The organism is Lysobacter arseniciresistens ZS79 (assembly GCF_000768335.1).
Lineage (GTDB): Bacteria > Pseudomonadota > Gammaproteobacteria > Xanthomonadales > Xanthomonadaceae > Novilysobacter > Novilysobacter arseniciresistens.
Window position 1 is genome coordinate 169,951 of sequence record NZ_AVPT01000003.1, and the last position, 17,465, is coordinate 187,415.

Annotated in this window: 21 protein-coding genes; 10 read left to right on the forward strand and 11 right to left on the reverse strand. The window is 71.0% G+C overall.

Features of this window, described 5'->3' with window-relative positions; genetic code table 11:
- Nucleotides 1-50: 50 nt before the first annotated feature.
- The 3 genes from N799_RS03125 to N799_RS03135 all read right to left on the reverse strand — a co-directional run bounded on the left by N799_RS03125 (nucleotide 51) and on the right by N799_RS03135 (nucleotide 2,142).
- On the reverse strand, nucleotides 51-305 hold the full coding sequence (locus N799_RS03125; RefSeq protein WP_036207662.1) for a WGR domain-containing protein: 255 nt from the start codon (nucleotides 303-305) through the stop codon (nucleotides 51-53).
- A gap of 179 nt (nucleotides 306-484) precedes the next feature.
- The gene (gene aroB, locus N799_RS03130; RefSeq protein WP_036207664.1) at nucleotides 485-1,606 is read right to left on the reverse strand and encodes a 3-dehydroquinate synthase; all 1,122 of its coding nucleotides are present in this window, start codon (nucleotides 1,604-1,606) and stop codon (nucleotides 485-487) included.
- Complete coding sequence (locus N799_RS03135; RefSeq protein ID WP_036207666.1) at nucleotides 1,603-2,142, reverse strand: shikimate kinase; 540 nt, start codon at nucleotides 2,140-2,142, stop codon at nucleotides 1,603-1,605. The genes aroB and N799_RS03135 overlap by 4 nt, the downstream gene beginning before the upstream one ends.
- A gap of 110 nt (nucleotides 2,143-2,252) precedes the next feature.
- On the opposite strand from N799_RS03135, the gene N799_RS03140 reads away from it, so the two are divergent.
- The 5 genes from N799_RS03140 (at nucleotide 2,253) to N799_RS03160 (ending at nucleotide 5,380) form a co-directional block, all read left to right on the forward strand.
- Entirely contained in the window at nucleotides 2,253-2,456 is a 204-nt protein-coding gene (locus N799_RS03140; RefSeq protein WP_036207668.1) for a dodecin family protein, read from the forward strand.
- 55 nt (nucleotides 2,457-2,511) lie between these two features.
- Complete coding sequence (gene pdxH, locus N799_RS03145) at nucleotides 2,512-3,114, forward strand: pyridoxamine 5'-phosphate oxidase (protein WP_036207670.1); 603 nt, start codon at nucleotides 2,512-2,514, stop codon at nucleotides 3,112-3,114.
- Nucleotides 3,114-3,908 (forward strand): cobalamin-binding protein, encoded by a 795-nt coding sequence (locus N799_RS03150; protein WP_052101165.1) that lies wholly within the window; start codon nucleotides 3,114-3,116, stop codon nucleotides 3,906-3,908. The genes pdxH and N799_RS03150 overlap by 1 nt, the downstream gene beginning before the upstream one ends.
- 81 nt (nucleotides 3,909-3,989) lie before the next feature.
- Nucleotides 3,990-4,364 (forward strand): PA2779 family protein, encoded by a 375-nt coding sequence (locus tag N799_RS15120; RefSeq protein ID WP_036207675.1) that lies wholly within the window; start codon nucleotides 3,990-3,992, stop codon nucleotides 4,362-4,364.
- Complete coding sequence (locus N799_RS03160) at nucleotides 4,364-5,380, forward strand: PA2778 family cysteine peptidase (protein ID WP_052101128.1); 1,017 nt, start codon at nucleotides 4,364-4,366, stop codon at nucleotides 5,378-5,380. The genes N799_RS15120 and N799_RS03160 overlap by 1 nt, the downstream gene beginning before the upstream one ends.
- Before the next feature lie 50 nt (nucleotides 5,381-5,430).
- Here N799_RS03160 and N799_RS03165 read toward each other — a convergent pair whose 3' ends face one another.
- Entirely contained in the window at nucleotides 5,431-5,934 is a 504-nt protein-coding gene (locus N799_RS03165; RefSeq protein WP_052101131.1) for a DUF4426 domain-containing protein, read from the reverse strand.
- Nucleotides 5,935-5,944: 10 nt separating this feature from the next.
- On the reverse strand, nucleotides 5,945-6,787 hold the full coding sequence (gene proC, locus N799_RS03170) for a pyrroline-5-carboxylate reductase (protein WP_036207676.1): 843 nt from the start codon (nucleotides 6,785-6,787) through the stop codon (nucleotides 5,945-5,947).
- A 338-nt stretch (nucleotides 6,788-7,125) separates the two neighbouring features.
- On the opposite strand from proC, the gene N799_RS03175 reads away from it, so the two are divergent.
- Nucleotides 7,126-8,163, forward strand: coding sequence for a type IV pilus twitching motility protein PilT (locus N799_RS03175; RefSeq protein ID WP_036207681.1), 1,038 nt, complete (start codon nucleotides 7,126-7,128; stop codon nucleotides 8,161-8,163).
- Between the two features lie 124 nt (nucleotides 8,164-8,287).
- Complete coding sequence (locus N799_RS03180) at nucleotides 8,288-9,409, forward strand: PilT/PilU family type 4a pilus ATPase (RefSeq protein WP_036207839.1); 1,122 nt, start codon at nucleotides 8,288-8,290, stop codon at nucleotides 9,407-9,409.
- A 34-nt stretch (nucleotides 9,410-9,443) separates the two neighbouring features.
- On the opposite strand, the gene N799_RS03185 is transcribed toward N799_RS03180, so the two are convergent.
- The 4 genes from N799_RS03185 to N799_RS03200 all read right to left on the reverse strand — a co-directional run bounded on the left by N799_RS03185 (nucleotide 9,444) and on the right by N799_RS03200 (nucleotide 13,906).
- On the reverse strand, nucleotides 9,444-11,180 hold the full coding sequence (locus tag N799_RS03185; protein WP_036207684.1) for a dipeptidyl-peptidase 3 family protein: 1,737 nt from the start codon (nucleotides 11,178-11,180) through the stop codon (nucleotides 9,444-9,446).
- Nucleotides 11,181-11,242: 62 nt separating this feature from the next.
- A complete protein-coding gene (locus tag N799_RS03190) occupies nucleotides 11,243-11,635 on the reverse strand; it encodes a response regulator transcription factor (RefSeq protein WP_036207686.1) in 393 nt (130 codons plus the stop codon).
- 16 nt (nucleotides 11,636-11,651) lie between these two features.
- The gene (locus tag N799_RS03195; RefSeq protein WP_036207688.1) at nucleotides 11,652-12,092 is read right to left on the reverse strand and encodes a response regulator; all 441 of its coding nucleotides are present in this window, start codon (nucleotides 12,090-12,092) and stop codon (nucleotides 11,652-11,654) included.
- On the reverse strand, nucleotides 12,089-13,906 hold the full coding sequence (locus tag N799_RS03200) for a sensor histidine kinase (RefSeq protein ID WP_036207691.1): 1,818 nt from the start codon (nucleotides 13,904-13,906) through the stop codon (nucleotides 12,089-12,091). Before N799_RS03200 ends, N799_RS03195 begins: the two co-directional genes overlap by 4 nt.
- A 128-nt stretch (nucleotides 13,907-14,034) precedes the next feature.
- On the opposite strand from N799_RS03200, the gene N799_RS03205 reads away from it, so the two are divergent.
- Genes N799_RS03205 through N799_RS03215 form a run of 3 tightly spaced genes read left to right on the forward strand, consistent with a single transcriptional unit; the run spans nucleotide 14,035 to nucleotide 16,066 of the window.
- On the forward strand, nucleotides 14,035-14,601 hold the full coding sequence (locus tag N799_RS03205) for a YqgE/AlgH family protein (protein ID WP_036207695.1): 567 nt from the start codon (nucleotides 14,035-14,037) through the stop codon (nucleotides 14,599-14,601).
- Nucleotides 14,598-15,110 carry a Holliday junction resolvase RuvX gene (gene ruvX, locus N799_RS03210; RefSeq protein WP_052101134.1) on the forward strand — a complete coding sequence of 171 codons (513 nt, stop codon included), beginning with the start codon at nucleotides 14,598-14,600 and terminating at the stop codon, nucleotides 15,108-15,110. The genes N799_RS03205 and ruvX overlap by 4 nt, the downstream gene beginning before the upstream one ends.
- 8 nt (nucleotides 15,111-15,118) lie before the next feature.
- On the forward strand, nucleotides 15,119-16,066 hold the full coding sequence (locus N799_RS03215) for an aspartate carbamoyltransferase catalytic subunit (RefSeq protein WP_036207697.1): 948 nt from the start codon (nucleotides 15,119-15,121) through the stop codon (nucleotides 16,064-16,066).
- A gap of 14 nt (nucleotides 16,067-16,080) precedes the next feature.
- Here N799_RS03215 and N799_RS03220 read toward each other — a convergent pair whose 3' ends face one another.
- Nucleotides 16,081-16,941 carry a DNA ligase gene (locus N799_RS03220; protein ID WP_036207700.1) on the reverse strand — a complete coding sequence of 287 codons (861 nt, stop codon included), beginning with the start codon at nucleotides 16,939-16,941 and terminating at the stop codon, nucleotides 16,081-16,083.
- Between the two features lie 269 nt (nucleotides 16,942-17,210).
- On the reverse strand, nucleotides 17,211-17,465 hold a 255-nt coding region (locus tag N799_RS15775; RefSeq protein ID WP_203225020.1), incomplete at its 5' end, for a hypothetical protein.

Genomic DNA, 17,465 nt, shown 5'->3' on the forward strand with positions numbered 1-17,465 from the left:
CGGCGGCGGTCGGCGTTCCCGGGCGGGGCGGGACGCAGCGTCCCGTAGGGTCAGCGGCGGCCGTCCATGCCCTGGCTGAACATCACCTGGAAGCCGCGCTTGAGCTGCTGGTCGCGCGCCTGCTCCAGCGCCTGCTGCGCGCTGTCGCGGTCGAGGAACTGCTCGCGCCGCACCTGGCTGCGCCCGCCGATCTGGCCGGTCTCCCGCACCAGCGTCCAGCCGCCGAGCAGGTCCGGCTGCAGCATCAGCTGCACGAAGCGCGGAGCCTCGGGGCCGTCGGGACGTTGTTGCAGCAGCAGTCGCATGGACGGGGATTGTACGGGCACCGCGTCGCTTTCCGCCGTTGTCCGCGTAGGAGCGACGTGAGTCGCGACCCACTGACAATCGGTTTCGCTGCGGTCAACGCGATCCCGCGTTCGCTCGCCCACGGTCCTGCTACCGATGGTGGGAGAAACCGGCCGACCACTTGTCAGTGGGTCGCGACTCACGTCGCTCCTACAGCTCCCCCTTCGGACAGGACCTCCAGCACGGCGTCGTCGGCCACGTTCGCCACCACGCGCGCCGCGCCGGCACGGTCCCACAGGATGAAGCGGATACCGTCGGCGTCGGCCTTCTTGTCGAGCCGCATCCGCTGCAGCAGCGCCTGCGGGGACAGCCCGGCGGGCAGGTCGGTCGGCAGGCCCAGTCGTCGCAGCAGGTCGCGCAACCGCTCCGCGTCGGACGCCGGGGCCAGCCCCAGCGCGGTCGACAGCCGCGCCGCCAGCATCATGCCGACCGCGACCGCTTCGCCGTGGTTGAGTCCGTCGGTGCTGCCCGCGTAGCCCTGTTCGGCCTCGATCGCGTGGCCGAAGGTGTGGCCGAAGTTGAGCAGGGCGCGCTCGCCGTGCTCGAACGGGTCACGCGCGACGACATCGGCCTTGCAGCGGCACGAACGCGCGATCGCCTCGGCCAGCGCCGCGTCGTCGCCGGCGAGCAGGGCGTCCGCGTTCGCCTCCAGCCAGTCGAGGAAGCCGGCGTCGAGGATCGCGCCGTACTTGACCACCTCGGCCAGTCCGGCACGCAGTTCGCGACCGGGCAGGGTGCGCAGGGCGACGGTGTCGGCCAGCACGGCCACCGGCGGGTGGAACGCGCCTGCGAGGTTCTTGCCGGCCGGCAGGTCGACCGCGGTCTTGCCGCCCACCGACGAGTCGACCATCGCCAGCAGCGTGGTCGGCAGCTGCACCACGTCGATGCCGCGCATCCAGCAGGCCGCGGCGAAGCCGGCGAGGTCGCCGACGACGCCGCCGCCGAGCGCGAGCACGGTCGCGTCGCGGGTGGCGCCGAGCCGGGCCAGCGCGTCCAGCACTTCGCCGAAACGCTGCAGGGTCTTCTCGTGCTCGCCGGCAGGCATCACGTGGCGGGCTATCGAAAGCTCCGGCCGGGCCGAGCGCAACGCGTCCTCGACCCGGGCGGCGTACAGCGGCGCCACGTTGGTGTCGCTGACCAGCAGCACGTGGCGGCCGCGCAGCGGGGTGGCCAGTCGGGCGCCGTCGTCGAGCAGTCCCGGCGCGATCGCGATCCGGTACGGCCGCTCGCCGCCGACCTCGACCGTGCGTTGCGCGCTCATGCCGCGGCCCCGCGCTGCCAGCGCTGTTGCAGTTCCGCGGCCAGCCGCTGCGCGGCCGCGGCGGCGTCAAGGCCGTCGGTGTCGAACTCGAGATCGGCGACCTCGCGGTACAGCGGCCCGCGGGCCTGCGCCATCGCCTGCAGCACCTGTTCGCGGTCGGGCCGCTGCAGCAGCGGGCGGGTGTGGTCGCGCGCAAGCCGCTCCAGCTGCTGCGCCGGCGATACCTGCAGGTGCACGACGAAGCCGCGCCGGTGCAGCAGCCGCCGGTTGCCGTCATCCAGCACCGCGCCGCCGCCGGTGGCCAGCAGCACGCCGTCGTCTGCCAGCAGTTGCGACAGCATCGCCGACTCGCGGCTGCGGAAGCCGGCTTCGCCCTCGCATTCGAAGATGGTCGCCACGCTGGCACCGGTGTGCTGCTCGATCGCGCGGTCGCAGTCGGCCAGGCGCAGGCCGAAGCGCTCGGCCAGCCGGCGGCCGATGCAGCTTTTGCCGGCGCCGGTCGGGCCGACCAGGATGAGGTTCGCGGCGGGGTTCATGTGGTGATTGTAGGGTCGGGCGGCGCGGCGTAGCGGATTCTTAACGCGGTCCGTCCCAGCATGGCCGGCACCGGCCGCGCCCGCGGCCGGACCGACAGAAGGAGAACGCCATGGCAGTCGCGAAGGTCATCGAACTCAACGCCTCGTCGTCCAAGAGCATGGAGGACGCCGTGCAGACCGGCCTGCGCAAGGCCGCCGAATCGGTCAAGGGGATCAAGGGCGCGTGGGTCAAGGAGGTCAAGGTGGTGACCGACGACAGCGGCAACATCACCGAGTGGCGGGTCGACATGAAGGTGACCTTCGTCGTCCAGTGACGCCTGGCCGGACGCGCGGCGTGCAGCCACGCCGCCGTCCGGTGACAATGCGCCGATGGACACTCCCGACCTGCTCAAAGACGCGCTCGCCACCTTCGACGAGCTGTTCGCCCAGGCCCGCGCCGCCGGCGAGCCCGACCCGACCGCGATGGTGGTCGCCACCGCCGGCCTCGATGCCCGCCCGTCGGCGCGCACGGTGCTGCTGAAGGCGCACGACGCGCGCGGCTTCGTCTTCTACACCCACCTCGACGGCCGCAAGGGCCGCGAGCTGCAGGCCAACCCGCAGGCCGCGCTGCTGTTCCACTGGCCGCGCGTGCAGGAAGGCGTGCAGGTGCGGATCGAGGGGCCGGTCGAGCTGGTCTCCGACGCGGAGGCCGACGCCTACTTCGCCAGCCGGCCGCGCGGCAGCCAGGTCGGAGCGTGGGCGTCCAAGCAGTCCGAGACGATGGAGACCCGGCAGCGCTTCGAGGAGCGCATCGCCGAGGTCGAGGGCGAGTTCGAGGGCCGCGACGTGACCCGTCCGCCGCGCTGGTCGGGCCTGCGCGTGCGGCCGATGACGATCGAGTTCTGGTACGCGCGCGGCCACCGCCTGCATGAGCGCACCGTCTACGAAAGCGACGTCGCCGGCATCTGGTCGAAGCGGATGCTGTACCCGTGATCGGCCCGCGGCGCATCGTCTGCCTGACCGAGGAACCGACCGAAACCCTCTACGCGCTGGGCGAACAGGACCGCATCGTCGGCATCAGCGGCTTCACCGTGCGGCCGCCGGTCGCGCGGAAGGAGAAGCCGAAGGTCAGCGCCTTCACCAGCGCCAAGGTCGGCGAAATCCTCAAACTGCAACCCGACTTCGTGGTCGGCTTCTCCGATATCCAGGCCGACATCGCCGCCGAGCTGGTGCGCAACGGCATCGAGGTGTGGATCGCCAACCACCGCAGCGTCGACGGCATCCTCGGCTACATCCGCCGGCTCGGCGCGCTGGTCGGCGTGGCGGAACGCGCCAACGCCTATGCCGACGAGCTGCAGCGCGGCCTCGACCACATCGCCGAAGCGGCCGCGCGGCTGCCGCGGCGGCCGAAGGTGTATTTCGAGGAGTGGGACGAGCCCCTCATCACCGGCATCCGCTGGGTCGCCGAACTGGTCCGGATAGCCGGCGGCGACGATGTGTTCCCCGAGCGGTCGGTCGAATCGCTTGCGAAGCAGCGCATCCTCGAGGACGCCTCGGAGGTCGTGCGCCGGGCGCCGGACATCATCCTCGGCTCGTGGTGCGGCAAGAAGTTCCGGCCCGGGAAGGTCGCCGCCCGTCCCGGCTGGGACGCGATCCCGGCGGTGCGCGACGGCGAACTGCACGAGATCAAGTCGCCGATGATCCTGCAACCGGGCCCTGCGGCGCTGACCGACGGCGTCGGCGCGATCGCCGCGGTCATCCGCGACTGGGCGGTCCGCCACGGCTGAAGCGCGGCGGCTGAACCGCGACGAGCGTGCCTTCACACCGCCTGTGGCATACCTCCGCCGTCCAAGACGAGGGAGTCCGCCATGTTCCGCAGGTTCGTAGTCACCCCGCTGCTGGTCGTTTCACTGACGCTGTCGATGGTCGTCACCCCCGCGACCGCCGGCGTCATCAGCACCCAGCAGGCGCTGTCCGCCGAGTTGCGCGCGGCCAAGGAGACCCAGGTCCGCCAGTCGCTCGCGCGCGACGACGTGCGCCTGGCGATGCAGCGGCTGGGCGTCGACCCGGCCGACGCCGATGCACGCATCGCCTCGCTCAGCGACGCCGAACTCGTCCAGATGCAGGGCGAGCTCGACCGCCTGCCGGCCGGCGGCGACGCGCTGGCGGTGATCGGCGTGGTGTTCCTGGTGCTGCTGATCCTGGAGCTGGTCGGCGTCACCAACATCTTCAACCGGGTGTGATGCCCGCGGCGCGGACGCGGGTCCGGGCCACGGCGAAGGCAAGGGCGGCGGCGGGCCTCGCGCTCGCCGCCGCCGTGCTGTTGTCGGCCGGCTGCTCGATCAACCCCGACTGGAAGCTTGCACGCGGCGACACGCCCGCGCCCGCGGTGCTGCTGGACGTGCCGTTCCACCCGCAGACCGAGTACCAGTGTGGCCCCGCGGCACTGGCCACCGTGCTCGGTGCCAGCGGCGTGACAATCAGCCCCGAGGCGCTGGTGCCGCAGGTCTACCTGCCCGGTCGCGAGGGCAGCCTGCAGCTGGAACTGGTCGCCGCGACCCGCCGCGCCGGACGTATCCCGTACCAGATCGAGCGCGACCCCGACGCGTTGCTGGCCGAGGTCCGCGCCGGCCACCCGGTGCTGGTGCTGCAGAACCTGCTGGTGCGGACGGTGCCGAAGTGGCACTACGCGGTGGTGGTCGGAATGGCGCCCGCGCACAACCGGGTGATCCTCAATAGCGGCACCGAGCGCGGGCTGGAGGTGCCGGCGCCGAAGTTCCTGCGCACCTGGGACTGGGCCGACCGCTGGGGCCTGCTCGCGCTGGAGCCGGGTGAGCTGCCGGCGCGTGCCGATGCCGGGCGCTACCTCGCCGCGGTCGCCGATTTCGAGGCGGTTGCCGGTGCCGAAGCCGCCACGCCCGCTTACGCGGCGGCGCTGGAGCGCTGGCCGCACGACCCGCGCGTCCACCTCGCCCTCGGCAACCAGGCCTACGCCGCGCAGCAAACGCGACAGGCCGCCGGCCACTACCGCCGCGGGCTGCAACTGGCGCCGGACGACGCCGTGCTCGGCAACAACTACGCCAGCGTGCTGGGCGAGCTGGGTTGTCGCGCCGAAGCCGCTGCCGCCATCGCCCGCGCGCTGGCCGGCAGCGGCACCGACGGACGCTGGCGCGAGCAGCTCGAAACCACCCGCGCGGAACTGGCGGCGCAGTCCGGCAAGCGAAGCAAGAGCTGCGTGGAGTTCCGCGGGACGCCCTGAGTTCCTCGAAAGGCGGGACCTGTGGTTCCAGGGGCGGCCCGCCGCCGCGCCTACCGCGCCGGGAAGTCCCGGCTGAACTGCATCGTCGCCGGCGCCGCGCCCTCGCGCCGGATCTCCACGTCGAACATCAGCGTCTCCGGCAGGTCCACGCGTACCGTCCCGACATGGTCGACCAGGTCGCCGGCATGCAGTTCGCGCATCGCGACGGGGTGGCGGTTGCCGCGCAGGTCGGTCGCCGTCGCGGTGACCACCGCCGGCACCGACACCTCCTGCATCTCGGGGCCCTCGCGCACGCCGACCAGCAGCATCACGACGTCCTCGCCGCGCTCGATGCCGTAGCGCGCGGCGACGGTGTCGTCCAGGGTCGAGGTCTGCATCACCGTGGCCCGGACGGTGGCGTCGCCGACCTGCAGGGTCGCCTCGCGCGGTGCTGCCGGTGCGTCGGTCGCGGCCGGCGGCGCAGCGTCGCAACCGGCCAGCAGCAGTGTGGCGGCGAGCAGGGACGGCACGAACAGGCGTGCGGCGCGGTGAACGGAAATCCGGGGGATGCGCATCGGTGGCTCCTCAATCGTTGGCGGCGGACAGCTCGCGTCCGCGCCGGGTGGCGGCGGCGATGGCGCGGTCGACCAGTTCGCGCAGGCCGCCGGCCTCGAAGGTCTCGATCGCAGCCTGGGTGGTGCCGTTGGGCGAGGTGACCTTGCGCCGCAGCACGTCGGCCGGCTCGTCCAGTTCGGTCAGCATCCGTGCGGCGCCGAGCAGGGTGTGGCTGGCGAGCTGCCGCGCGGTGGCCTCGGGCAGCCCCTGGCGCACGCCGGCAGCCTGCATCGCCTCGGCCAGCAGGAACACGTAGGCCGGGCCGCTGCCGGATACCGCGGTGACCGCGTCCATCTGCGCCTCGTCGTCGATCCAGACCACCGGCCCGACCGCCTCGACCAGCTCGCCGGCCTGCGCCTTCTGCACCGCGTCGACCTGCGCGTTGGCGAACAGCCCGGTGATGCCGGCACCGAGCAGCGCCGGCGTGTTGGGCATCGCCCGCACCACCGGGACGGCGCCGCCGAGCCAATCCGACAGCTGGGTCGAGGTGATGCCCGCGGCGACCGAGATCGCCACCGGACGGGTCGCCTGGGCCACCGGCGCCAGCTCGTTGCAGACCGTGCGCATCACCTGCGGCTTGACCGCCAGCAGCCAGACCGCGGCGCCGTCGACGGCCTCGGCGGCGGTGGCGAAGCAGCGCACGCCGAAATCCGCGGCCAGCGCCCCGCGCAGCGCCTCCACCGGCTCGGCCACCCGGACGCAGCCCGGGTCGGCGCCGCGCGCGATCATCCCGCCGATCAGGCTGCGCGCCATGTTGCCGCCGCCGATGAAGGCGATCACGGGGGTGTCGGTCTGGACAGGTGCGTTGGCCATCGGGGGTGCCTCTTTCAGGATCAACGCCCAGTGTAAGAGGGCGTGCGGCGTGACGCCCGTCGCAGGCCGGGGCTGGCCGGTCGGGGGCGGTGGCCGCGTTCCGCCAACACGGGGATTCGCGTTCAGCCGGACGGGCGGCACGCGGCGCCGCCGGACAGGTTCCGGAACCGGTTCAGCGAGGCGCCGGCAAGGCCGCCGGTGCGACCGGAAACCTGTGACACCGGCCTGCATCGGGGCCGCGGATCGGGGGCTATACTGCCGGGCAGGGGCAATCCCGTGCATGGTCGGGCGCATCGGCGCCGGCGGGCACACCATCATCGCAGTGCGGGGGAGCACGCATGGATATCGCCGAGCTGTTGGCGTTCTCGGTCAAGAACAAGGCATCCGACCTGCATCTGTCGGCCGGCATGCCGCCGATGATCCGGGTCGACGGCGACGTGCGCCGGATCAACATCCCGGCGCTGGACCACAAGGCGGTGCACGCGCTCGTCTACGACATCATGTCGGACAAGCAGCGGCGCGACTTCGAGGAGTTCCTCGAGGTCGACTTCTCGTTCGAGATTCCCGGGCTGGCCCGCTTCCGCGTCAACGCGTTCAACCAGAACCGCGGCGCCGGCGCGGTGTTCCGCACCATTCCGTCGGACATCCTGTCGCTGGAGGACCTCGGCACGCCGCGGATCTTCAAGGAGCTGATCGACCAGCCGCAGGGGCTCATCCTGGTGACCGGCCCGACCGGCTCGGGCAAGTCGACCACGCTGGCGGCGATGATCGACCACATCAACAAGAACGAGTACGCGCACATCCTCTCGGTCGAGGACCCGATCGAGTTCGTGCACACCTCGCAGAAGTGCCTGATCAACCAGCGCGAGGTCCACCGCGACACCCACGGCTTCAACGAGGCGCTGCGCTCGGCGTTGCGCGAGGACCCGGACTACATCCTGGTCGGCGAGTTGCGCGACCTGGAGACGATTCGTCTCGCGCTGACCGCCGCGGAAACCGGCCACCTCGTGTTTGGCACCCTGCACACCTCGTCGGCGGCCAAGACCGTCGACCGCATCATCGACGTGTTCCCTGCCGGCGAGAAGCCGATGGTGCGCTCGATGCTGTCGGAAAGCCTGCGCGCGGTGATCTCGCAGGCGCTGCTGAAGAAGGTCGGCGGCGGCCGCACCGCGGCGTGGGAGATCATGGTCGGCACCCCGGCCATCCGCAACCTGATCCGCGAGGACAAGGTCGCGCAGATGTACTCGGCGATCCAGACCGGCCAGCAGGCCGGCATGATGACCCTGGACCAGCACCTGCAGGACCTGGTCAAGCGCGGCCTGATCCTCAAGCCGCAGGCCCGCGAGTACGCCAAGGACAAGCGCCTGTTCGACTGAACCAGGCGACCGCCATCGGCCGCGGATGCCCGCGGTTGCGAGAGGAAACACGGTAATGAGCACGACTCCGAACACCCCAGGCCAGAACGCCCCGAACTCTCCGACCGCCGCGGCGCCGGGCAGCATCGACTTCACCTCGTTCCTGAAGCTCATGGCGCACCAGAAGGCGTCCGACCTGTTCATCACTGCCGGCATGCCGCCGTCGATGAAGGTCAACGGCAAGCTGCAGCCGATCACGCAGAATCCGCTGACGCCGCAGCAGAGCCGCGACCTCGTGCTCAACGTGATGAACCCGATGCAGCGCGAGGAGTTCGAGAAGACCCACGAGGCCAACTTCGCGATCGGCGTCGCCGGCGTCGGCCGCTTCCGCGTGTCGTGCTTCTACCAGCGCAACCAGGTCGGCATGGTGCTGCGCCGGATCGAGACGAAAATCCCGACGATCGAGGAGCTCAACCTGCCCCCGGTGATCAAGACGCTGGCGATGACCAAGCGCGGCATCATCATCTTCGTCGGCGCCACCGGTACGGGTAAATCGACCTCGCTGGCGGCGATGATCGGCTACCGCAACCAGAACTCGACCGGCCACATCATCACCATCGAGGACCCGATCGAGTTCGTGCACAAGCACGAGGGCTGCATCATCACCCAGCGCGAGGTCGGCATCGACACCGACAGCTGGGAGGCCGCGCTGAAGAACACCCTGCGCCAGGCGCCGGACGTGATCATGATCGGCGAGGTGCGCACCCGCGAGGGCATGGACCACGCGATCGCCTTCGCCGAAACCGGCCACCTGGTGCTGTGCACACTGCACGCCAACAACGCCAACCAGGCGATGGACCGCATCATCAACTTCTTCCCGGAAGACCGGCGCAACCAGTTGCTGATGGACCTGTCGCTGAACCTCAAGGGCGTGGTCGCGCAGCAGCTGGTGCCGACCCCGGACGGCAAGGGCCGGCGCGTCGCGATGGAGATCCTGCTCGGCACGCCGCTGGTGCAGGACTACATCCGCGACGGCGAGATCCACAAGCTCAAGGAAGTGATGAAGGAATCCGTGCAGCTGGGCATGAAGACCTTCGACCAGGCCCTGTTCGAGCTGTACCAGGCCGGCGAGATCAGCTACGAGGACGCGCTGCGTTACGCCGACTCGCAGAACGAGGTGCGCCTGCGCATCAAGCTGGCCCAGGGTGGCGACGCGAAGACGCTGTCGGCCGGTCTGGACGGCGTCGAGGTGGCGGAGCTTCGCTGAGCGGCGGCTCCGTGGGCCGCGCCCGCGTCCGGCGTTACAGCCCCAGCACGTCCAGCCCCTGCTCGAACCGCACGTCGATCGGTATGCCCGCCGCGTCGAGCCGGCGCAGGTCGGCTTCCAGTTCCGGCTTCACCACGCCGAGGCTGTCGGTCATCCGCCGGGCCTCGGCATAGTCGCCGTCGCCCTGAACCGTGAGCAGCTTGGCGCTGAGCTTGTTCATAGCCTCGCGCATCGCCTCGAACTCGACCCGGTAGCGGCCGGTGGCCTCGTCGCGGGTGAAGGCGCCGGCATCGGCGAAGTAGTTGAAGCGCAGCATGTTGGCCTTGCCGTGGGCGTCGCTGGCGCCGAACCGCACCGAGCGCAGGATGCCGGCCAGGAAGGTCACGTAGCTGTCCATCAGGCGCTGGTCGGTGGAGGTGGCGACGTCGGGTTCGCCGGCCTCGCCGCCGTCCAGCTCGCCCTGCCGGCCGAGCGCGTCGACCATGTACAGCCCGAGGATGTCGGCCTTGCCCTCCTCGAAGCTCGACGCGTACTCCTTCAGCGCGTCGCTGACGGTGCCCTTGCCGTCGAGCGTGTTCTTGATGCCCAGCCCGTGGGCGACCTCGTGGAACATGGTGTTGCCGAAGAACGCGTCGAAGGTGACGTGCTCGAGCTGGTCCTCGGCGATCAGCACCTTCGCGATCGGCACCAGGATCCGGTCGAACTTGGCCTGCATGACGTTTTCCAGCTGCAGCCGGCGGGTGCCCTTGGCCAGCTGCACCACCTCGTCGTTGGGCAGGTTGATGGCGATGGTCTTGCCGCCGACGTTGGCGCTGCCGCCGTAGTAGACGGCCTGGTAGGCGCCGAGGTCGGCGTCGGAGCCGGGCGTCTCGGCCTTGTAGGCGTCGTCCACCGGCAGCCCCTTCTGCAGCGCCGGCAGGAATTCGGCGAAGCGCGCCAGCCGCTCGCTCCAGGCCTGGTCCTTGATCAGCACCAGGCCCTCGTAGGCGGCCTTGTAGCCGAACAGCTGGTCCTCGTAGGTCTCGATCGGGCCGATCACGATGTCGACCGGGTTGGTCTTCATCTCCATCCAGGCCATGTCGCTGGGCCGGAAGTCGTCGCTCAGCAGGGCATCGGCGCGCATGCGCAGGTAACCGGCGAAGCTCTCGTCGTCGCTGAGGTCGGCGGCCTCGCGCAGCAGCGTGGCGGCGCGCTCGAGGTCCCCGCGGTAGGCCTCGTGGTAGGGCACCGTCACAAGCACGCCGTTCTCGCGCCGCAGCAGGGTGTAGGCGGAGGTCTTGGCGGGCAGGTCGGCGGCCTCGAACGCGGCCTTGCTCATGTCGACCGGGTAGAACGTCCCGCCCGGCGGCCGCGGCTCGACGCCGTCGATGAACGGCGTGTCCTCGTTGAGCCGGTCCCACGGGCCGAAGTTGATCCGCACCAGCTCGCGGGTGGCGTCGTCCGGCGCGCGCTGCAGCAGTGCCTCGCGGTCGCCGTCCCACGACTGCCGCCACCAGAGGTCGTCCATCACCTGCGCGGCCTGGACCAGCGTGGCGATCATCCGCCGGCCGCGGGCGTCGAACGCAGAGAGGTCGGCGTCGAGCCGGACCACGGCGTAGTCGTCGGCGTGTTCGCGGGCGTAGGCGCCGGGGTCGGTGGGCGCCTGCGCGGCGTTGCCGGTCGATTCGGCGGGCGCCGGGGCCGGCGGCTGGCAGCCCGCGACCAGTGCCGCCGTGCAGGCCAGCAGGAGGGCGTGAAGGCGCGGACGGGCGTTCGGGCGGGTCGAAGGCATCGCGGTCTCTCGGCGGGGCGTCGGGCGGAAGCCATCCTACGCCAGCGGCCCGGATGCGCGGATCAGGCGGGGCAGGGCGACCCGGTGCGTTGCAGCAGGGCGCGGATGGTCGGCGGCATGCGGGCCAGCGCGTCCTTGCACACATAGGCATCGGCGCCGGCCATCAGCGCGGCCTCGGCGGTCAGCGACTCGACCGGCGCGCCCGAGCAGAACACGAACGGCACGCCCGGCGCCGCCGCACGGACCCGTTGCAGCGCCTCCACACCGTCGAAGCCGGGCAGGCCGAGGTCGGACACCACCAGGTCGTAGCCGCCCTCGACCAGCGCCGCCTGCAGGGTGGCCTCGCGGTCCACCCGCAGCCAGCTGGCCTCGATGCCCGCGTCCGCCAGCTCGATCGCCAGCAGCTCGGCGTCGTCGGCGGAGTCCTCGACCAGCAGGATCCTCAGCGCAGGCACGGGCGGCTCCGCGGCGTCACTCGGCCGGCGCCTCGTTGAACACGGCCCAGAACTGCCCCAGCGTCTTGACCGCGCTGAAGAACTGGTCGACGTCGACCGGCTTGACCACGTAGGCGTTGACGCCCAGGTCCCAGCTGCGGGCGAGGTCGCTCTCCTCGCTGGACGAGGTCAGCATCACCACCGGGACGCGCCGCAGCGACTCGTCCTCGCGCATGCGCTGCAGTACTTCCAGGCCGTCCATGCGCGGCATCTTGATGTCCAGCAGCAGCACCGCCGGATTGCCCTCGGGGCGGTCGGCCCACGGGCCGCGGCGCAGCAGGTAGTCCATCGCCTCGACGCCGTCTTCGACGTGCACCACCGGGTTGACCAGGTGCGCCTCGCGCAGCGCGTCGAGCGCCATCTCGGCGTCGGCGGGGCTGTCTTCGGCCAGCAGGATGGTGCGGATGTTGCTGCTCATGTGCGGGGTTCCTGCTTCTGGTTGGGGTCGAGCGTGGCGGGAAGGGTGAAGTGGAACGTCGCGCCGGCGTCGGGCTCGGCTTCGGCCCATATCTTGCCACCGTGGCGCATCAGCACGCGGCGGACGCTGGCCAGGCCGATGCCGGTGCCGGGGTACTCGGACGCCTTGTGCATGCGCTGGAACACGCCGAACAGCTTGCCGGCGTACTGCATGTCGAAGCCGGCGCCGTTGTCGCGCACGCTGAAGTGGTGGCTGCCATCGTCCAGGCGTTGGTGCGAGACCTCGATCACCGCCGGGTCGCGGTTCGCGCTGTACTTGACCGCGTTGCCCAGCAGGTTGAGCCAGACCTGGCGCAGCATGTTCTCGTCGCCGACCAGGATCGGCAGCGGCGCGATCCGCCACTCGATCCGGCGGCCGGGGCTGTCGGCCTCGGCGTTGGCGTCGAGGATCGCGCGGGTCTCGGCGGCCATCGACTGCATGTCGACCGCCTGCAGCCGCATCGCGCTGCGGCCCAGCCGCGAGTAGACCAGCAGGTCGTCGATCAGGGTCGACATGCGGCGCGCGGAGCTGCCGATCACGTCGATGTAGTGGCGCGACTTGTCGTCCGCGTTGTCGCCGAGGTGGCGGCCGAGCTTGTCGGCGAAACCGGCGACGTGCCGCAGCGGCGCGCGCAGGTCGTGCGAGACCGAGTAGCTGAAGGCCTCCAGCTCGCGGTTGACGTCCGACACCTGCTCGACCTTGCCCTCCAGCTGCTGGTTGAGCTCGCGGATGCGGTTCTCGGTCGCCTTGGCCGCGGTGATGTCGCTGATGGTGAGCAGCACCACCCGGTCGTCGCGGTCGGGCAGGGGCATCCGCCGGGCGTTGAGCAGCATCACCCGCTCGCTGCCGTCGCGGGTGGTCTGGTGGTGTTCGTAGTCCCACAGCTCGCGGCCGCGCACGAGCACGTCGGTCAGCCGCTGCAGCACCGCGGCATCGCTCCAGGCGCCGCCGCCGACCTCCGCCAGCGGCTGGCCCCGCAGGTCCTCGTCGCCGTCGCCGGCTGCGTCGCCGTAGAGTTCGGCGAAGGCGCGGTTGTGCATGATCACGTGGCGCCGCTCGTCGACAAGCGCGATCGGCTCGCGCACGGTCTGCAGCACCGACAGGGCGCGGGCGTTGGCCCGGCGCGAATCGCGCTCGCTTTCCAGCCGCCGGCGCGAGTGGCGCTGCGACAGCCAGACCACCAGCCCGAACAGCAGCAGCTGGGCGAACATCGTCGCCCACATCAGCCATTCCGCCTGCTGCCGCAGCCGGTCGGCGCGCGTGCGGCGGACCTTGAGCCGCTGCGACTCCTTGGCGAGGATCTGGTCGGTCAGTTCGCGGACCGGGTAGCGCACGACGATCTCGCCGACCTCGGCCGGAATCCCGTCGGAGGTGTCGGCCAGCAGGTCGTCGACGAAGGCGGCGCGCCGCTCCAGCAGGCCCTTGAGCTCGCCCACGCGCAGCTGCTGGTCGGGGTCGTCGCGGGTCAGCTCGGCCAGTGTCTTGAAGCCGGCGGGGATGCGGGCGGTGCTCTCTGCCAGGCGGGCGCGGATCAGCGGCGTGTTGATGCCCGACACCAGCGCGAGCAGGGCCGCCTCGTTGTTGCGGATGTCGTAGGTGAGCGCGTAGATCGTGGTTTCCACCCGGCGCGTGTGGTCCACCTGGAGCGCCGCCTCGGCGCTGTCGCCCAGCACATCGGCCAGGAACGCGAAGGGCAGCAGCACGATCGCGATGATCGTCACGCCCAGCGCGGGCAGGTGCCATCGTTCCCGATTGTCGACGCCGGTGTTCGGCACGGTGCCCGCCTCCCCTGGGAACCCGTGCAGTCGGATGGTTCCGGCCGATGATCATCTCCGCTCGCCAGCCCGCCCGCAACCGGCCGCCTGAACGGACCGCTCGCATGGCGCGGGCTAGAATGCCGCCCATGAATCCGACCCCGACTCCGCTGGCCAACCAGTTGCTGATCGCGCTGCCGTCGCTCGCCGAGACCAACTTCTCGCGCAGCGTCGCGCTGATCTGCCAACACGACGAGGACGGCGCGATGGGCATCGTCGTCAACCGGCCGTCGGAGTACACCCTCGGCGAGGTGCTGGGGCAGATGGGCGTGGACGGCGGCAGCGACGCGATGAAGGCGCAGATTGTGCTGGCCGGCGGGCCGGTGCACCCGGAGCGTGGCTTCGTGCTGCACGACGGCGGCATGCAGTGGGACTCGACGCTGGCGATCACCGATTCGCTGTTCCTGACCACCTCGCGCGAGATCCTCGAGGCGATGGCGACCGGCGACGGCCCGGCCAACGCGATCGTCGCGCTCGGCTGCGCCGGCTGGGGCGCCGGCCAGCTGGAGCAGGAGCTGACCGACAACGACTGGCTGACCGCGCCGGCCGACGCCGAGCTGCTGTTCGACCTGCCGCTGGATGCACGCTGGCAGGCCGCGGCGGGGCGCATCGGGGTCGACTTCGCCCACCTGGCCGACTACTCCGGCCACGCATGAGCGCCATCGGCACCAGCGAGGGGTCGGGCATACGCCGCGACGGCACCGTGCTCGGCTTCGACGTCGGCGCGCGCCGCACCGGCGTCGCGGTCGGCAGCGCGTTCGGCCATGGCGCCCGCGCGCTGGCGGTGATCGACGTGCACGGCCACGGCCCCGACTGGGTGGCGCTGGACCGCCTGCTCAAGGAGTGGCGGCCCGACGGCCTGGTGGTCGGCGACCCGCTCACCCTCGACGACGGCGACCAGCCCGCCCGCGCGCGTGCCCACGCTTTCGCCCGCGAACTGCGCCAGCGCTACCGGCTGCCGGTGGTGCTGGTGGACGAGCGCGCCAGCTCGATCGAAGCGGCGCAACGCTTCGCCGCGGATCGCGCCAGCGGCCGCAAGCGCCGCCGCGATGCCGATGCGCTGGACGCCGTCGCCGCCGCGGTGATCGTCGAGCGCTGGCTGACCGCCCCCGACAACGCGGTCGACATCGACCGGCTCCCGCCACCCTCCATCACGCCCGCCTGAGCACCCGCATGACCGCCGACAGTCCGACCCCTTCGCTCGCCCACCTGTTGACGCTTGAGGGCCTGCCGCGCGCGCAGCTGGAAGCGCTGCTCGACCGCGCCGCGCATTACGCCGACGGCCACGACGACCGCGCGGTGCTGGCGGGCACCGCGGTCTGCACGCTGTTCTTCGAACCCTCCACCCGGACCCGCCTGAGCTTCCAGCTGGCGGCCCAGCGGCTCGGCGCGGACGTACTCAACTTCGACGTCTCCACCTCGTCGACCCGCAAGGGCGAGACCGCGCGCGACACCCTGCGCACCATCGAGGCGATGGGCGTGCGCGGCTTCATCATCCGCCACCAGGACGACGGCGCCGTGGCTGCGCTGGCCGAGGCCGCCGCGCCCGGCACGGCGCTGGTCAACGCCGGCGACGGCCGCAGCGCCCACCCGACCCAGGGCCTGCTCGACATGCTGACCCTGCGCCAGGCCAAGGGCGCCGACTTCAGCGGGCTGAAGGTGCTGATCGTCGGCGACGTGAAGCACTCGCGGGTGGCGCGCTCCGACCTGCATGCGCTGCACGCGCTCGGTACCGGCGAGGTCCGCGTCTGTGGCCCGCGCGCGCTGCTGCCCGACGACGCCACCCTCGACGGCTGCACCGTCAGCCAAGACCTCGACGCCGCGCTGGAAGGGGTCGACGCGATCATGATGCTGCGGCTGCAGCGCGAGCGGATGGACGAAGGGCTGGTTGCGTCGATCGACGAGTACCACCGCGACTACGGCCTCGATGCCCGGCGCCTCGCGCGTGCGCGGCCGGACGCGTTGGTGATGCACCCCGGGCCGATCAACCGCGGCATCGAGATCACCGACGAGGTCGCCGATGGCCCGCAGTCGCTGGTCCTGCGGCAGGTGAGCAACGGCGTCGCGGCGCGCATGGCCGTGCTGGAGGCGCTGCTGGGCGGCGGCCCGGCGCGGAGCTAGGCGCCAGACCGGTTTCAGCCTTCGGGGTCGGGCGGCGGAAACTCATGCCGTACCCGCAGGAACCGTGCAAACCGCGGCACGCCGTTGGTCGTCAGTCCGTTGTGGCGGTATGTCACCCACGCTCCCAGCGGCGGCGGGTCCGCGCGCTGCGCATCACTGAAACCGCTGCCGAGCCGGAACCGCAACCCGTCCGGCCGCTCGACCACCAGCGCCCCGAGCATGCCGGTGTACTTGCCGGTGCCCGCCGTATGCCCTACCACGCGCGCTTCGGCATCGTCGTAGGGTTTGTATTTCAGCAGCCACTCGCTGCGGCCGGCGCCGTAACGCGCGTCGCGATGGTGCAGCATCAATCCCTCACCGCCGGCGGTGACGACAGCGTCGAACATGCGGTCCAGCGCCGCGGCATCCGCGACCCGGTACTGCTTTACCGGCTGCAGCCACGGCACCGCGGCCTTGCCCAGCAATGACCGCATCGCCTCGACGCGCGCGCCGAAACGGCCGCCATGCGCCGGCAGGTCGAACACCATGAAGCGCAGGCCGCGCCAGGCCGGGGCGTCCGGAGTACCGAGCCGGACCAGCACGCTCACGTCCTCGAACCGGCCCCGCCCGAGCCACAGTTCGCCGTCCATCGGCGTCGCGGGCCAGCCTTTGGTGAACCACGCCGGCGCGGCTATCGGCTGCCCGCCGCGCGTCCACAGGCGCTGCCCGTCCCAGCGCCCGCGCACGCCGTCGAGCTTCTCGCTGACCCAGTACTCGTCGACCGCGATCCCGGCCTCGTAGGTACTCGCGAGCATCACCCGCGGCGGCGTGGCGGCCACGCAGACCGCCGGGACGACGGCGAGGCAGAGTGACAGCAGGAGTTTCGGGAGCGACATGGCCTCGTCCTTGAGGGATGCGCGCGGGAAGGAGAGGGCGTCGCGGCATCGACAGGGAGAGCCTGTCACGTCGCCATAGCGGAAGGGATCATCCTGTGTCCGGGCGCGGGGTCGGAATAATCCGGTGCGCCGCCAGGGGGGGGCGATCAGTTCCGGGGATCAGTGCGCCAGGTACGAGCCGGGGGGGGCATTGGTCCAACACTAGAATCAAGGCGAGCCGCGAAGCGGCCGCGGTTTGGATGATCTGTTAGACCTGCGGCCGGCCACCACTACCTATTCTTTCTGTAGAGATGAACAGCGATAACAGCTGCTACTCCAACCGAAATAGATAGCGCAGCAAGAGAGTTAAATCCATTCTTCAGCAGGTAGTGGACGATTCCGCGCTCTTGGCCAACACGCAGATAAGTTGTCCAAGAGAAGAAGCCCAAAACTACGAGAACGAGACCCGCTCGTCTCCACTGTGCTTGATGCTTCATGGCCTCTCCACGACGGTCTAACGCCTTATGTCTTCCAGTTTCCCTACT

Coding starts and splice junctions, on each gene's coding strand:
- N799_RS03185 (WP_036207684.1), bottom strand. CDS start 11,180: ATGCCTTCGACCCGCCCGAACGCCCGTCCGCGCCTTCACGCCCTCCTG.
- proC (WP_036207676.1), bottom strand. CDS start 6,787: ATGGCCAACGCACCTGTCCAGACCGACACCCCCGTGATCGCCTTCATC.
- N799_RS03135 (WP_036207666.1), bottom strand. CDS start 2,142: ATGAACCCCGCCGCGAACCTCATCCTGGTCGGCCCGACCGGCGCCGGC.
- N799_RS03160 (WP_052101128.1), top strand. CDS start 4,364: ATGCCCGCGGCGCGGACGCGGGTCCGGGCCACGGCGAAGGCAAGGGCG.
- N799_RS03140 (WP_036207668.1), top strand. CDS start 2,253: ATGGCAGTCGCGAAGGTCATCGAACTCAACGCCTCGTCGTCCAAGAGC.
- N799_RS03220 (WP_036207700.1), bottom strand. CDS start 16,941: ATGTCGCTCCCGAAACTCCTGCTGTCACTCTGCCTCGCCGTCGTCCCG.
- N799_RS03215 (WP_036207697.1), top strand. CDS start 15,119: ATGACCGCCGACAGTCCGACCCCTTCGCTCGCCCACCTGTTGACGCTT.
- N799_RS03165 (WP_052101131.1), bottom strand. CDS start 5,934: ATGCGCATCCCCCGGATTTCCGTTCACCGCGCCGCACGCCTGTTCGTG.
- ruvX (WP_052101134.1), top strand. CDS start 14,598: ATGAGCGCCATCGGCACCAGCGAGGGGTCGGGCATACGCCGCGACGGC.
- N799_RS03175 (WP_036207681.1), top strand. CDS start 7,126: ATGGATATCGCCGAGCTGTTGGCGTTCTCGGTCAAGAACAAGGCATCC.
- N799_RS03195 (WP_036207688.1), bottom strand. CDS start 12,092: ATGAGCAGCAACATCCGCACCATCCTGCTGGCCGAAGACAGCCCCGCC.
- N799_RS03125 (WP_036207662.1), bottom strand. CDS start 305: ATGCGACTGCTGCTGCAACAACGTCCCGACGGCCCCGAGGCTCCGCGC.
- pdxH (WP_036207670.1), top strand. CDS start 2,512: ATGGACACTCCCGACCTGCTCAAAGACGCGCTCGCCACCTTCGACGAG.
- N799_RS15120 (WP_036207675.1), top strand. CDS start 3,990: ATGTTCCGCAGGTTCGTAGTCACCCCGCTGCTGGTCGTTTCACTGACG.
- N799_RS03205 (WP_036207695.1), top strand. CDS start 14,035: ATGAATCCGACCCCGACTCCGCTGGCCAACCAGTTGCTGATCGCGCTG.
- aroB (WP_036207664.1), bottom strand. CDS start 1,606: ATGAGCGCGCAACGCACGGTCGAGGTCGGCGGCGAGCGGCCGTACCGG.